This is a genomic window from Acinetobacter sp. ANC 4862 (genome assembly GCF_004336635.1).
Classification (GTDB): Bacteria; Pseudomonadota; Gammaproteobacteria; order Pseudomonadales; family Moraxellaceae; genus Acinetobacter.
This window is the reverse complement of the sequence record NZ_SJXH01000001.1, coordinates 137977-153758: the sequence shown is the minus strand read 5'-3', so window position 1 is coordinate 153758 and position 15782 is coordinate 137977. Positions and strand designations below refer to the sequence as shown.

Genomic DNA, 15782 nt, shown 5'->3' with positions numbered 1-15782 from the left:
TTATGGATGTCATTGTCTTTATTTAGCTTAAAAAAAAGAGTGGTACTTGACCACTCTTTTTATGTGTTAGTTTTGCTTTCGATAGAAAACATAGTAACTGAGATAACACGCTGCAATAAAGATTAAACAGCCGATAAAGCCCGGTAGCATTTCAGGGTCAGTTGCCATACTGATACAGGTAATAAAACAGAATACAAAACCTAAGATCGGCACAATTGGAAACAGGGGTGCGGCAAAGCCCAATTCTTTTGCAGTATGACCTGCTTTATACCACTGACGGCGGAAATTGAACTGGCTCAAGCAAATGCTCATCCAAACCACAACCATGGTAAATGCAGCCACACCTAGCAAGTTCTTGAAGATGGTTTCAGGTGCAAACTGTTCTGACAGTAAACCCGGTAAGGCACCCAGCATGGTGACCATAATTGCAATAAATGGAATACCGCGATGGTTCACTTTGGAGAATACAGCAGGCAATTGTTTTTTGTCAGATAAAGACCACATCATACGTGAAGCGGCATATAAACCGGAGTTGGCTGCTGATAAAAGCGCAGTGATAATCACAAAGCGAATAATATCTTCTGCATGCGGAATACCAATATAGGTAAATACCGTCACGAATGGACTGCTACTTACACCTTCAGCACCTAAGCCTGCCATCTGATGTGGCAACAGCGCACTAATCACCACAATGGTACCGACAAAGAAGATTAATAATCGCCAGATCGCGGCATTGATGGCTTTAGGAACATTTTTGGCTGGGTCTTTGGTTTCACCGGCAGCAACACCAATCAGTTCAGTCCCCGAGAAGGCAAAGTTCACAATCAGCATGGTTGCGAAAATAGGAAACAAGCCTTGAGGGAACCAGCCTTGAGCGGTCAGGTTGCTGAATAAAGGCGCAGAGGTGTGACCTTGGAAAGAGAGAATCCCGAAAATCGCCAATAAGCCTAGAATAATGAAGCTAATCACGGTCACGACTTTGACCAATGATAGCCAAAATTCAGATTCAGCAAAGAGTTTGGTTGAACTCATATTGAGTCCAAAAACAATCGCTGCAAAAACAATAGTCCAGATCCAGACCGAAATTTGCGGAAACCATTCCTGCATCAGCAAGGCTGCGGCAGTAAATTCGGTTCCCAGGGTGGCAGTCCAGGTGAGCCAATATAGCCAGGTAACCATATAGCCCGTGCCCGGACCAATGTATCTGCGTGCATACGTACCAAAAGAACCCGATTCGGGCATATGCACCGCAAGTTCGCCCAAGCAAAGCATTACAGCATAGGCAATTAAACCGCCTAATACATAGGAGATGATGGCACCTACAGGCCCCGTTTGTGCAATGACTTCACCCGAACCTAAAAACAAACCTGTTCCGATTGCGCCACCAAGCGAAATCATAACCAGGTGTCGAGTACTCATAGCGCGTTTTAAAGGCGCAGAATTGCCCTGATGCGAAGCATCATTCGGAGTATGAGATGACTGCATAAGAGAAAAATAAAAAAAGAAATGAAGCGAGCTATTGTAGTGAAAAACTACAAATCTGCAATGTAATAATGAGAAGTGTTGAAGCTTGAATGATCGTATAGCACGATATATATGGCGACCCTACGGGGATTCGAACCCCGGTTACCGCCGTGAAAGGGCGATGTCCTAGGCCTCTAGACGATAGGGTCGTTAGGAGGTGATGCGTATATTATGGATTTTTAATGGGGCTGTCAAACCTGTAATTGCATTATTTTTAAAATATTGAATTGATTGCATAAAAAATGACAAATCGACATAAAAAAAGTGCAGTTTAAAACTGCACTTCATTCAGAAATAAACCAGTACCGATTGCACCACCCAGGGAGAGCATAATGAGATAACGTTTGGTCATGGCTCTTTTTAACGAGCTGGTTTGCCCCTTAGCAGCTGAATGCTGCGAAGGTGGTATAGGAGATTGCATAATTTAGAAAAAGAGTTGAAAGAATTATTTTAATTGTTGATTGAGTGAACATTCACATAAATCGTTTTTTCTGACTCATTACTAAATTTAACAAGAAAACTAGATGAATGAAAAGAATAACTTAAGGCATCCTCTAATGATCTGGTGTCTGATATTTTTGTGATTGTTCTTGTGTTGGTACTTGTTTAGGTGCTGTAGAAGAGGATTCTTGGGCATGCTCTGCATCTTTGCTGGCAAGATAAATATATACAGCTGAAGGGAGTAGAATCATTAAAACAATAAAAACTTTTTTCAACATAATCGAGGCAGTATTGATGGGGAGGCGGTAACGTTAGCATGCAAACTGACATAAAAAAAGAGCACCGACCTGCTCAGGAGTTAAACTTTTAAGATTAGAACTTAAAAGTAAGATCAGTCATAAATTGACGACCGATTTCAGAACTAATGTTTCATCATTATTTACACGTTATGCCAGTTTTTTCATATTGTTGACTATCCGCTTGAATATGCCAGTCAAGTCTTTAGCAATTGGAATGTGACTTCAAGAGTTAAAATAGAATGAAAGCTATTTTAATCAAATATTTTAATAGAAATTAAAATAATCAATAGCATCGATAGAGTATTGAGCAATATAGCGAAATCTAAAGAATAGAATGCTTTTAAGAAATTGGATTTAAGCGAGGAGAAAGAATAGATGGCGTCCCTACGGGGATTCGAACCCCGGTTACCGCCGTGAAAGGGCGATGTCCTAGGCCTCTAGACGATAGGGACGTTTAGAAGATGGCGGTATCCTATTGATCCGCCACCAGAGTGTCAAGTAGGTGAGGTGCGAGTTTGTTCAAAATATAGCAAAACAGTTCCGCAGTCTTTTGAGTATCGTATAAAGCAGAGTGTGCTTCCTTGCCATCGAACTCAATTCCAGCGTGAATACACGATTTTGCCAGTACGGTTTGACCAAACATGACTGCACTTAAAGTCACGGTATCGAACACCGAAAAACTGTGGAATGGATTTTGATTTTTAGTTCCGGTACGCGCAATGGCTGCTTGTACAAAACCCAAATCAAAATGCGCATTATGACCGACTAAAACTGCATGGGTGCAATTCTGCTGGCGACGAACTTCATTTACAGATTTAAAAATACGTTTTAAGGCGCTTTTTTCATCTTCAGCCATGGCCATACGCATCGGATTAAATGGATCAACCCCAATAAAATCGAGTGAGCGACGGTCTAAATTAGCCCCTTCAAAAGGATTAATATGTGCGTGATGGGCTTCGCCTGGCACAAATAGACCTTCTTCATTATAGATGATCGGGATTGCTGCAATTTCCAATAAGGCATCGGTCTGCGAGTTAAAACCTGCTGTCTCGACATCGACAACAACAGGTAGAAATCCACGGAAACGCTGACCAATTATTGGTTGGGTTTCATCTGTCACACTTTTCTCCATTGGATGGTATTACCCGCATATAGGGGGATAATTTTTTCACCATCCAAGTAGTCTAAACTTGTCGGAATAACTTGCTCTTCTTTAACCAAAGTAATGGTGTTGGTATTACGCGGCAGACCATAGAAGTCAGCACCGAAGTGGCTGGCAAAACCTTCCAGACGGTCAATTTTACCGACTTGGTCAAAAGCTTGAGCATATAATTCAATTGCGGTAGGCGCACTATAACAACCCGCACAGCCACATGCATTTTCTTTGGCATTTTTTGAATGCGGCGCGCTGTCTGTACCCAGGAAAAACTTAGGATTCGAGCTGGTCGCCACTTCAAGTAAAGTTTGCTGATGGGTTTGACGTTTTAAAATCGGCAAACAATAGAAATGCGGTTTTATACCACCCACAAGCATATCATTACGGTTAAACAATAAATGCTGCGGAGTAATGGTTGCAGCAACATTGCGGTCTTGTTCGAGTACAAAATGCGCAGCTTCACTGGTGGTGATATGTTCTAGCACCAGTTTAAGCTTAGGGAACTGTTTTAATAGCGGAGAAAGGACTTCATCCAGGAAGCGTTTTTCACGATCAAAAATATCGACATGGTTATGGGTGACTTCACCATGAAGCAGTAAAGGGACTTGATGCTCTTCAAGTTGTTCGATCACAGCATAAACTTTACGAATATCGCTGACACCATTGTCTGAATTTGTGGTTGCACCAGCAGGGTATAGCTTGATGGCATTTACATGTTCAGATTCTTTTATTTTTTTAACTTCCTCAGGTTTGGTGAAGTCTGTAAAGTAAAGCACCATACGTGGATCAAATGAAACACCTTCAGGTACATGTGCCAAAATACGTTCACGATAAGCAATCGCTTCTTCAACTGTTTTCACAGGAGGAACAGTGTTTGGCATACAGATTGCGTGTGCAAACTGGTTGGCTAAATCGGGAACCGTACGTTTTAAAGCAAGACCATCACGAAGGTGAGCATGCCAATCATCTGGCTGGAGAAGAGTGATTGTATTCAAGGCCATTTCAATCAAAGAAATAAAACAAATGATAATCTATAAAGTGTGAAAATGGTAACGAGAATTAAAGACAAATGGCGATATATATTTAAATATTAATAATAAAATTGTGTTACTTTTAAGTAACTAAAAAATAACTACATAATGCTTGCGAATGGAATACAAGTATAATCTGGCTAAATTACAGTACGATAAAGAAAAAGTAGAAGAACTGATTACGCAGCAAAGTCGCCGTGTAGGGCAAGTTTTTCCAAAAAAATTAGAACAGGAATTTTGGTCTAAAAATTTAGAACGCGCGCGTAAACATATTGAAAAATACCTCTGGGGAGGTGTTTTAAGCTATTTTGTTTTTATGGTAGTCATGATCCCAAGTGACTACTGGATTATCGACCAGCAATATTTCGTCCATGATTTCGTGCAAACCATGTTGGCACTGGTGAACGGTGGTTTATGTTTGCTGGCTTTATTCTTCTTTGCTTATTTCCCGAAACTGCGTCCATATTTTGCTCACGCCGCGATGGTGGTCAAATTTTGGGCCATTGTTTCCATGTCATGGTTGACCGTGACGGTGGAAACGGTTGCACTACAGCATCAAGCCATGGCTATTTTATGTATTATTTATATTCTTGGCTATATTCTTACTGGGGTAAAACCATTTCACATGTTGATGACAGGCATGTCAGCAGCAATGTTCACCATTGTATTATTTTTAGGGCTACATGTTGCTTTTGATGCCATGGTGCTGGGACGTATTCTTACTGGAAGCTGTGTGCTGGGTTATGTCATTAGTCATATGATTTTTGCACGTGAACGGATGATTTATTTGTATTCGATGCGGGCCAGAATCAGTGAAAAAATTCACCGCATTCATAATTCAGAATTGCTGCATCTGAGTCAGAACGATCAACTGACGAAAATTTCAAATCGTCGTACTTTCGATGAAATGATGGAAGTTTTTTATCAGCAAACTCGTCTAGAGCACACCTCTTTATCCATTTTGTTTATAGATGTAGATTTTTTTAAAAACTATAATGATTTTTACGGTCATCAAAAAGGTGATGATGTTATTTTTTCGATTGCTAAATCCATTAAAGGCGCCATTCGGCATATGGATTTTGTTGCGCGTTATGGTGGCGAAGAATTTGTGGTGTTATTGCCTGAGACCGATGCACATGGTGCATATGCGGTTGCATCGAATATTTTTAAGGCAGTAGAGCGTCTGGAAATTCCACATGCCAAATCAGCGGTGTCGAGCTATATCACGATTAGTTTGGGGATTGCAGTTTATCGTGGGGAAAATGAACTAAGCAAAGAAGAAGTACTCAAGATTGCCGATCAAGCTTTATATCGGGCTAAACAACTGGGGCGAAACCAGATTTATTATCAATCTATTCGTGCGTCAAATATTGCTTAAAGACCCAAAATTCAGTCATAAAAAAACCGCCATTTAGGCGGTTTTTTGACATCAAACAAACTTATTTGTTTTTGTCTTTTAATTGCGGCACTGCAGAACTTGTACCCACAGCAAGAAGACCTGCGTTGGTATAGATGCCAAGTTTCGCACGTGTATCTGTAATGTCCAGGTTACGCATGGTTAACTGACCAATACGGTCCATAGGCGTAAACATAGAATCACCTTTCTCCATCGTCAAACGTTCAGCTTCATAAGTGAGGTTTTCAGATTCAGTGTTCATGATGGTGAAGTCATTACCACGACGAAGTTCTAAAGTCACAGTACCTGTGATTGCTTTAGCAACCCAACGTTGAGCAGTTTCACGAAGCATTAACGCTTGAGAATCGAACCAGCGACCTTGGTACAATAAACGACCTAAACGTAAACCGTTGATACGGTATTGTTCAATGGTGTCTTCGTTATGAATACCCGTTACAAGACGTTCGTAAGTGATATGAAGAAGCGCCATACCTGGTGCTTCATAGATCCCACGAGATTTAGCTTCGATGATACGGTTTTCGATTTGATCCGACATCCCTAGACCATGACGACCACCGATACGGTTCGCTTCAAGAATCAATTCAACCGGATTGTCAAAACGTTGGCCGTTCAATGCAACTGGAGTACCTTCTTCAAAAGTCACAGATACAAGTTCAGGTTTAACCTCAACTTCTTCTTTCCAGAATGCAACGCCCATGATTGGGTCTACGATTTTGATGCCGGCATCAAGATACTCAAGATCTTTGGCTTCGTGAGTCGCACCCAACATGTTTGAGTCAGTTGAGTATGCTTTCTCTTTTGACATTTTATAGTCAAAGCCGTTGTCGATTAAGAATTGCGACATTTCGGCACGACCACCTAACTCGTCAATAAACGTTTGGTCTAACCAAGGTTTATAGATTTTAAGGTTCGGGTTGGTCAGCAAACCATAACGGTAGAAACGTTCAATGTCGTTACCCTTATAAGTTGAACCGTCACCCCAGATGTTTACGTCGTCTTCTTTCATTGCGGTAACAAGCATGGTGCCTGTTACTGCACGACCCAATGGAGTCGTATTGAAATAAGGAACACCACCAGTGCTGATATGGAATGCGCCACATTGAATTGCAGCAATACCTTCAAGTGCAAGCTGTAAGCGGCAGTCAACCAAACGCGCTTTTACAGCGCCATACGCTTCAGCTTTCTTAGGAATTGCATCGTAGTCGTCTTCATCAGGTTGACCTAAATTTGCTGTATAAGCATAAGGTTCTGCGCCTTTTTGTTTCATCCACAAAAGGGCAGCTGAAGTGTCTAGACCACCAGAGAAGGCAATACCTACTTTTTTGCCTACGGGTACATTCTGCAAGATTGTTGCATTATCAGTCATTGTTAGTCCTAACTATTTTGAAATAGGCACCACGTATATTGGTGGCCAAGGAGAATTTTGAATGAAGATATTGTAACACCTTTCAAAGCGCAAGTTTTTGCAAAAAAAAAGCAAGATTCAAAAAATAGCTAAAATTTTATTCAATTCATTTAAAAAAATAAATAAAGATAAATCAGCTTGAAAAACTGAATATGGCTGAATTTATCGCGAGCATAAGACCAAAGTTATAGGTGAATAAATCAATTTTATTAAATCTATGAATTTAAATTAAATTTGTAAATTGAAAAAAATAAAAATACCTTAAAAATGAGAATAAATTAATCAAAAAATCATTAAATTGGTCATACCAATATTGTTTATTAAATTAACTATTGATCTTTATTTTGACATTAATTAGCATAATTAGCTATGAAAGATCTCTATTGGTCTGGATTTAATTAAATTGGTCATACCAAAATTGTTTGTAGGGATGATCAAAGCTCGATATTAAGTCGCTTAAGCATTTCAAGGAGATGAAAATGCTTCAACAATGGCAACAAATTTATGATCCTATGGGCAATATCTGGATCTCAAGCGCGATTGCACTGATTCCCATTGTATTTTTCTTCCTTGCACTGGCGGTGTTTCGGATGAAGGGCAGTGTGGCGGGAACCATTACCGTCGCTCTCGCATTCTTGGTTTCATTATTTTTATATGATATGCCATTGTCGATGGCGCTTTCATCAATGGTTTACGGCTTCTTTTATGGTCTATGGCCGATTGCCTGGATCATCATTGGTGCAGTTTTCCTCTACAAGGTTTCAGTAAAAACGGGCCAGTTTGACATCATCCGTTCTTCAATTTTATCGATTACAGAAGACCAGCGCTTACAAATGCTGTTGGTCGGTTTTGCATTCGGTACTTTTTTGGAAGGTGCAGCAGGCTTTGGTGCACCCGTCGCAATTACTGCGGCATTATTGGTGGGGCTTGGCTTTAAACCTTTATATGCAGCAGGGCTGTGTTTGATTGTAAATACTGCGCCTGTAGCATTTGGTGCAATGGGGATTCCAATCATTGTTGCAGGTCAGGTTTCAGGCGTAGATACCCTGGAAATTAGCCAAATGGTCGGTCGTCAACTGCCCATTATGGTACCAATCGTGTTGATCTGGATCATGGCGATTATGGATGGTTGGCGCGGTGTCAAAGAAACCTGGCCTGCGATTTTAGTCGGTGGTGGTTCTTTTGCGCTGGCTCAATATTTAACATCGAATTTTGTCGGTCCTGAGTTACCTGATATTACCGCTGCGATTGCATCATTGGTGAGTTTGACTGTATTGCTGAAATTTTGGCAGCCAAAACACATTTTCCGTTTTGAAAATGAAGATCAGGCCAATTTAAACACTAATGTAAATATAGACCTCAGCAATCAACCGAAATATTCCTTGGGTCAAATTGCCAAAGCATGGTCTCCATTTGCAGTCTTAACGGCGATGGTCACGGTATGGAGTATCAAACCGTTTAAAGATTTATTTGCTAAAGACGGTGCGCTCAATGATTTGGTGATTTCGATTAAAGTGCCTTATTTGCACCAATTGATTCAAAAATTACCGCCTGTGGTGCCTGAAGCAAAAGATTACGATGCGATCTATAAATTTGATTGGCTCTCTGCGACAGGGACGGCAATCATGATTGCTGCAGTTATCACTATCATTTATTTAAAAATGAAGCCGAAAGAAGCAGTGGTGACTTTTGCTGAAACAGTCAATGAATTGAAAACCCCGATTTATTCGATTGGTATGGTGTTGGCTTTTGCATTTATTGCCAATTATTCAGGTTTATCTGCGACTTTGGCATTAGCACTGGCACATACCGGTCAGGCCTTTACTTTCTTCTCGCCATTTTTGGGTTGGGTCGGGGTATTTCTCACAGGTTCAGACACTTCTGCAAATGCATTGTTCTCAGCTTTGCAAGCAACGACGGCTCAGCAAATTGGGGTGCCGGAAGTTTTACTGGTGGCAGCCAATACCAGTGGTGGGGTCACAGGTAAAATGATTTCGCCCCAATCCATCGCGATTGCATGTGCGGCGGTAGGGCTTGTAGGCAAAGAATCAGATTTATTCCGATTTACGGTAAAACATAGTATTAGCTTTACAGTCATGATTGGTATTATCGTGACATTACAAGCTTATGTATTCCCGTGGATGATTCCGTAACTACGGACAAGGAAAATAAATGAAAGTCTCCGACCAAGTTGTACAACGCTTACGCTTATTGATCGAACAAAGCAATATGCAAGTCGGAGAACGTTTGCCTGCAGAACGTAAACTCTGTGAGCAATTGGGTGTGTCGCGAAGTTCTTTGCGCGAAGCGATTCAACAATTGAGCAGTATCGGCATTTTGTTGAGTAAAGCCGGTGCGGGGACCTATCTACAGCAGCTTCCCGCAACGTGGTCACAGCACCAAATTGTAGAACCCCTGTCAAACTTGATGCATCAAGACCCTGAGTATCGTTTTGATGTGCAAGAAGCGCGCATGGTGCTCGAAGGTGGAACGGCCTGGTATGCGGCACAACGTGCTACGCCAGCAGATTTAGAAAATATTCGTCAATGTTATGAACAGATCAATCATTTTCAGTCGCTTGGTGATGATGCTCAAGCCGCTATTGCGGATGCCAAGTTTCATCTGGCAATTGCAGAAGCTTCACACAATTTGGTGTTGATTCAGATGATGCGTGGTCTGTTCGATTTATTGCAATACAACGTGATGCTCGGTCGACGCAAAGTCTATACCGCACCACGCCATTTTGAACAGTTGCATGATCAGCACTTACAAGTGATGAATGCAATTGTAGGTCAAGACCCAGAAGCTGCACGAAAGGCAGTCTGTGGGCATATTGAATTTGTAGTTCAACAAGTACGTTTGATTGATGAAGAAGAAGCTCGTCGTCAGCGTGCGAGTCGATTAAATAGGATCTAAGTTATGATTATTTCTTCTGCAAATGACTATCGCGAAGCTGCGAAACGTCGTTTACCGCCATTCTTGTTTCACTACATTGATGGTGGAGCATATGCGGAATATACCTTAAAACGTAATATAGAAGATTTATCAAAAATTGCTTTACGTCAGCGTGTTTTAAACGACATGTCGAAACTAAGCTTAGAAACCAAATTATTCAATGAAACCTTGTCGATGCCTGTGGCTTTATCGCCAGTAGGATTGACCGGGATGTATGCACGCCGTGGTGAAGTCCAAGCCGCAGTAGCAGCAGATCAAAAAGGCATTCCTTTTACCTTATCGACTGTTTCAGTCTGTCCGATTGAAGAAGTAGCACCTGCCATCCAGCGTCCAATGTGGTTCCAGCTGTATGTGTTACGTGACCGTGGCTTTATGAAAAATGCCTTGGAGCGTGCCAAAGCTGCAGGTTGTTCAACCCTGGTTTTTACCGTGGATATGCCAGTACCCGGTGCGCGTTACCGTGATGCCCATTCAGGCATGAGTGGTCCAAATGCTGCAATGCGTCGTTATATGCAATCGTGCTTACATCCGCAATGGGCTTGGGATGTCGGTTTGCAGGGTCGTCCACATGACCTGGGTAATATTTCAAAATACTTGGGTAAACCGACGGGGCTTGAAGATTATATTGGCTGGTTGGGCAATAATTTTGATCCGTCTATTTCGTGGAAAGACTTGGAGTGGATTCGTGAGTTCTGGGATGGACCGATGGTCATCAAAGGCATTTTAGATCCTGAAGATGCCAAAGATGCAGTACGTTTTGGTGCCGATGGTATCGTGGTATCGAATCACGGTGGTCGTCAGCTGGATGGGGTTTTATCCAGTGCCCGTGCTTTACCTCCGATTGCGGATGCAGTTAAAGGTGATATTAAAATCCTGGCCGATTCCGGTATCCGTAACGGTTTAGATGTGGTGCGTATGCTGGCGATGGGCGCGGATACCTGCATGTTGGGACGTGCATTTGTTTATGCGCTAGGTGCAGCAGGTGGTGCCGGTGTTTCAAATCTGCTTGATCTGATTGATAAAGAAATGCGTGTAGCCATGACGCTAACAGGTGCAAAAACAATTGCAGATATTACTTCAGATTGTTTGGTGAAGCTGGATAGAGAGTTGGCTGAGTGATGATCTACCCCAACGCTTTTTTGAAAAGCAATTCCCCCTTTTTATTAAAGAGGGGTTAGGTGAGATTTTGAGAATCTATAAATTCATAAACTCCAGAAAAATGGCTTAGCTTTTTTTAATTTTTTTCCAGGTATCTGTTCATCATATCCATAAGAAATCCAAACAAGACGAGTTTAGGCGGAGTCTTATCGTGAAAAAGAAAATACTTGGAGCTCAGCTGTTACTTTGGTTTCGCCCAAAGTAACCAAAGGCATTTGTCATCCGTTGAACTCGTCAAATAACAAAACGAATGAATCTCTCGCAGAAACATTCAGGCTCATATTTCAGTCTGCCTCAAATAGCAACGGATGACGTTTTCGCGTATCAAATATTAGTTATGACGTTATTTTTAAAGCGTATTAAAAAGAGCGGTGAGTAGCTCAAAAGGACTTTAGAAAAGGATTGGAAATATGTTCACGCAATCAGCTGCACCGCAAACCATTCAAAAGCTCATCAATATTGTCGGCAAGCAACATGTATTAATAGATGACAATGACACACGATTATACCGACAAGGTCGTCGTTATGGATCAGGTAACGTTCTAGCCGTGGTGGTACCGGGATCATTGCTGGAACAGTGGCAAGTCTTGCAGGCTGCGATGGATGCAGACTGTATTGTGATTATGCAGGCAGCCAATACTGGACTCACTGGAGGTTCAACACCTTTTGGCGATGATTATGATCGTCCCGTGATTCTGATCAACACCCGGCGTTTAGTCGGCATTCAAGTGATTAATGATGCCAAACAAGTGGTTTGTCTGCCTGGAGCAACATTAGATAAATTAGAAAAGCAGCTGGCACCGTTTAATCGTGAACCGCATTCCGTGATTGGCTCATCCTGTATTGGCGCATCAGTTTTAGGTGGAGTCTGCAATAACTCGGGTGGTGCCTTGGTTCGTCGTGGTCCTGCTTATACGGAACTGGCACTCTATGCACGAGTGAATGATTCAGGACAGCTCGAACTGGTCAATCATTTGGGAATCAATTTAGGTTCAACACCTGAAGAAATTTTATCCAACTTGGAAAATCAGCAATACCAATTGGCTGATATTGAAAATGATCAACATTGCTGTGCCTCGGACCATCGTTATGCACATGATGTGACGCAGGTTGATGAAAATACCCCGGCACGATTTAATGCCGATCCATCACGCTTATATGAAGCATCCGGTTCGGCAGGAAAAGTCTGTGTCTTTGCGGTACGTTTAGACACCTTTGAAAAAATTCCGAGTCAGGTGTTTTATGTCGGCACCAATACCCAGCAGGATTTAACCGCAATTCGTCGTTTCTTGTTAACGGATTTGCCTCGTTTGCCGATTGCGGGCGAATATATTCACCGGGTGGCTTACGATATTGGCGAGGAATACGGTAAAGATACCTTCATGTTTATCGAGAAATTCGGGACTGCCAGAGTGCCGGCTGCTTTTGCCATGAAAGATAAAGTGGATGGCTACTTGGAAAAAGTAGGCATGAAAGGATTGTCAGATAAAATTCTGCAACTTGTGACCAAATTTTTACCTTCGCATTTGCCAAAACGAATGAATGAATTTCGTGATTTGTATGAACATCATCTGGTGTTGCGTATCGAAAATCAGGATGTGGAACAAGTTGAGCAATTTTTACAGCAATATTTTTCATCTAACACCACTGGAAATTATTTTCTCTGTGATGAAGATGAAGGCCGTAAAGCCTTTCTGCACCGTTTTGCGGTAGCGGGTGCAGCCATCCGTTATCGCGACACGCATCGCTCAGAAGTGGAAGATATTGTCGCGCTAGACATTGCTTTACGCCGTAATGACCGTGAATGGGTAGAAAATTTGCCCAAGCAAATGGATGATTTGATTATTCATAAACTATATTACGGTCATTTCTTATGTCATGTGTTCCATCAGGATTATATTGTGAAAAAAGGGGTAGACCCAATCGCAATGGAACATCAAATGTGGCATTTATTAGATGAGCGTGGCGCGGAATATCCGGCAGAGCATAATGTTGGACATTTATATGTGGCCAAACCGGCTTTAAAACATCATTATCAAAAGCTGGATCCGACCAATAGTTTTAATGTCGGCATTGGTCATACCTCTAAATTAAAACATTGGCATTGATGGCTAAGATCAAAATAATTTTTTAAAAGGTGCAGTTTTTAAACGGCACTTTTTTTTTGCTGAATTGACTGTTTCGTCAGACAATGTTGAAAAGATGTCATAAACAAAATGCTAAAAATAGGTAAAGTAGGATGCAACAAGTTGCAAAGCCAATAAATTAAGGATTCATCATGACAACAAGCTATGCAAATATTTTAAAACCGCTACATTTAGGCTTTACGACCATTAAAAACCGTGTCGTGATGGGTTCGATGCATACAGGTCTGGAAGATCGTTTTTATAACTATCCAAAACTTGCGGCATATTTTGGGGAACGTGCAAAAGGTGGCGTGGGTCTGATTATCACTGGGGGAATTTCGCCGAACCGTCAGGGCTGGTTACTGCCGGCTGGCGGTACCATGAGCAATTTGGCTGATGTCGCGCCGCATCGTTTAGTGACCCATGCTGTGCATAAACATGGTGCAAAAATTTTGATGCAAATTTTGCATTCTGGTCGTTATGGCTACCAACCGTTTGTGGTTTCTGCAAGTCCAATCAAATCGCCTATTTCACCTTTTAAACCACGTCAAATGAGTGAAAAGCAGATTTTAGAGACCATCGAGGATTATGCACATACTGCCAGTATTGCTAAAAAAGCTGGCTATGATGGCGTAGAAATCATGGGCTCTGAAGGTTATTTGCTGAATCAGTTTTTAAGCCGTCATGTCAATCACCGTAATGACCGTTGGGGTGGTGACATTGAAAACCGCATGCGTTTTGCAATAGACATTGTTAAAGCCATTCGTGAAAAAGTGGGTGAAAATTTTATTATCTGTTTCCGTTTGTCCATGCTGGATCTGGTGTATGACGGCAATACCATGGGTGAAGTCATTACCGTTGCAAAAGCATTGGAAGAAGCAGGAGTTACCTTGCTCAATACCGGTATAGGCTGGCATGAAGCGCGTATTCCGACCATTGTCACTTCGGTACCGCGAGCTGCATTTGCAGACTACACCGCAGAAGTGAAAAAACATGTGGCAATTCCTGTGATTGCCTCTAACCGTATTAATATGCCGGAAACCGCCGAAGCTATTTTAGCGGCTGGAAAAGCAGATATGGTACAAATGGCACGACCACTTTTGGCCGATGCCTTTTGGGTCAGTAAAACTGCGACTAATCGTGTCGATGAAATTAATACCTGTATTGCCTGTAATCAAGCCTGTTTAGATCATACTTTTAAAAACAAACGTGCGACTTGTTTGGTCAATCCGCGGGCTGCTTATGAAACTGAACTGGTTTACTTGAAAACTAAGGCGCCTAAAAAAATTGCTGTGGTGGGTGGTGGTGTGGCAGGGATGTCGGCTGCAACCGTGGCTGCCAGTCGTGGTCATAAGGTCACTTTATTTGAAGCAGCAACTGAGGTCGGTGGGCAATTCAATTTAGCTAAAGTCGTTCCAGGTAAAGAGGAATTTCACGAAACCATCCGTTATTTTAAAGTCCAGATTGAAAAAACAGGCGTAGAGCTTCGATTAAATACCAAAGTGAATCGTGAACAACTGGAACGTGAAGGTTTTGATGAAGTCATTGTTGCAACAGGGGTTGTACCTCGCAGTTTAAAAATTGAAGGCAGTGATGCACCACAAGTTTTGTCTTATGCAGAAGTATTGCGTGGGGCATCTGTAGGTCATAAAGTTGCTGTCATTGGTGCAGGTGGTATTGGATTTGATGTTTCTGAATTTTTGTTGAGACCTGAACATCAGCCTCAACCGCAACCCTTGGCAGACTGGCAAAGGGAGTGGGGTATTGACCCAAATCCGAATTATATCTCTGAAGGTGGTTTGCAAGCTGCCGAGGTGGATCAACCTGTGCGTGAGATCTATTTGTTACAACGTAAAACCACGCCGTTGGGGATTGGATTGGGCAAGACCACTGGTTGGGTACATCGTGCCCAATTGAAAAAGCATGCCGTAAAAATGCTACGTGGTGTGCGATATAAATCCATTACCAATGAGGGTTTATGGATTGAAACCAATGGTCACGATCAACTTTTACGGGTTGATACTGTAGTCGTGTGTGCAGGACAGGAGTCAGTCAAAGACATTATGCCAAAGGAAGATGAATTTACCTTGGCAAACTACCATATTATTGGGGGTGCAAAACTAGCAGCAGAGCTGGATGCCAAGCGTGCTATCCGTGAAGGTGCTGAATTAGCAGCCAAATTATGATTTTTTAAGTTGATTTGGTGAAACAATATTCATTTGAATGGTTTAGTTGTAATTTTTACTTGTCAGTATTTAAAAAGATCCGTA

General features: G+C 41.8%; 11 protein-coding genes, 2 tRNA genes and 1 pseudogene. 6 read left to right on the top strand and 8 right to left on the bottom strand.

All coding sequences use genetic code 11. From position 1 onward, the window contains the following. Positions 1 to 66 precede the first annotated feature (66 nt). The 7 genes and pseudogenes from E0409_RS00680 to pyrC form a co-directional block, all read right to left on the bottom strand. Positions 67 to 1485, bottom strand: a complete 1419-nt coding sequence (locus E0409_RS00680; RefSeq protein ID WP_131286588.1) for an amino acid permease — start codon at positions 1483 to 1485, stop codon at positions 67 to 69. A 112-nt stretch (positions 1486 to 1597) separates the two neighbouring features. Beyond that, positions 1598 to 1673 (bottom strand) — tRNA-Glu (locus E0409_RS00675). Between the two features lie 140 nt (positions 1674 to 1813). Continuing rightward, positions 1814 to 1945, bottom strand: a pseudogene (locus E0409_RS17035) (hypothetical protein); the annotation flags it as partial. A gap of 133 nt (positions 1946 to 2078) precedes the next feature. Continuing rightward, on the bottom strand, positions 2079 to 2243 hold the full coding sequence (locus E0409_RS16425; RefSeq protein WP_165541277.1) for a hypothetical protein: 165 nt from the start codon (positions 2241 to 2243) through the stop codon (positions 2079 to 2081). Positions 2244 to 2640: 397 nt separating this feature from the next. Continuing rightward, positions 2641 to 2716 (bottom strand) — tRNA-Glu (locus E0409_RS00670). A 20-nt stretch (positions 2717 to 2736) separates the two neighbouring features. Further along, positions 2737 to 3396, bottom strand: coding sequence for a ribonuclease T (gene rnt, locus E0409_RS00665; protein WP_131286586.1), 660 nt, complete (start codon positions 3394 to 3396; stop codon positions 2737 to 2739). Continuing rightward, positions 3381 to 4415, bottom strand: a complete 1035-nt coding sequence (pyrC, locus tag E0409_RS00660; RefSeq protein WP_131286584.1) for a dihydroorotase — start codon at positions 4413 to 4415, stop codon at positions 3381 to 3383. The genes rnt and pyrC overlap by 16 nt, the downstream gene beginning before the upstream one ends. Before the next feature lie 154 nt (positions 4416 to 4569). On the opposite strand from pyrC, the gene E0409_RS00655 reads away from it, so the two are divergent. Next, positions 4570 to 5829: a diguanylate cyclase gene (locus E0409_RS00655; protein ID WP_131286582.1), complete on the top strand. Its 1260-nt coding sequence runs from the start codon at positions 4570 to 4572 to the stop codon at positions 5827 to 5829. A gap of 61 nt (positions 5830 to 5890) precedes the next feature. On the opposite strand, the gene argG is transcribed toward E0409_RS00655, so the two are convergent. Next, the gene (gene argG / locus E0409_RS00650; RefSeq protein WP_131286580.1) at positions 5891 to 7234 is read right to left on the bottom strand and encodes an argininosuccinate synthase; all 1344 of its coding nucleotides are present in this window, start codon (positions 7232 to 7234) and stop codon (positions 5891 to 5893) included. Between the two features lie 512 nt (positions 7235 to 7746). Between argG and lldP the strand changes: the two genes are divergently transcribed. The 5 genes from lldP (at position 7747) to E0409_RS00625 (ending at position 15698) form a co-directional block, all read left to right on the top strand. Beyond that, entirely contained in the window at positions 7747 to 9426 is a 1680-nt protein-coding gene (gene lldP, locus E0409_RS00645) for an L-lactate permease (RefSeq protein ID WP_171458763.1), read from the top strand. Between the two features lie 19 nt (positions 9427 to 9445). Then, on the top strand, positions 9446 to 10189 hold the full coding sequence (gene lldR / locus E0409_RS00640) for a transcriptional regulator LldR (protein WP_131286576.1): 744 nt from the start codon (positions 9446 to 9448) through the stop codon (positions 10187 to 10189). A gap of 3 nt (positions 10190 to 10192) precedes the next feature. After that, positions 10193 to 11347 carry an FMN-dependent L-lactate dehydrogenase LldD gene (lldD, locus tag E0409_RS00635; protein ID WP_131286574.1) on the top strand — a complete coding sequence of 385 codons (1155 nt, stop codon included), beginning with the start codon at positions 10193 to 10195 and terminating at the stop codon, positions 11345 to 11347. A gap of 449 nt (positions 11348 to 11796) precedes the next feature. Beyond that, positions 11797 to 13494, top strand: coding sequence for a D-lactate dehydrogenase (gene dld / locus E0409_RS00630; RefSeq protein ID WP_131286572.1), 1698 nt, complete (start codon positions 11797 to 11799; stop codon positions 13492 to 13494). A gap of 170 nt (positions 13495 to 13664) precedes the next feature. Next, on the top strand, positions 13665 to 15698 hold the full coding sequence (locus E0409_RS00625; protein WP_131286570.1) for an NADPH-dependent 2,4-dienoyl-CoA reductase: 2034 nt from the start codon (positions 13665 to 13667) through the stop codon (positions 15696 to 15698). Positions 15699 to 15782 lie beyond the last annotated feature (84 nt).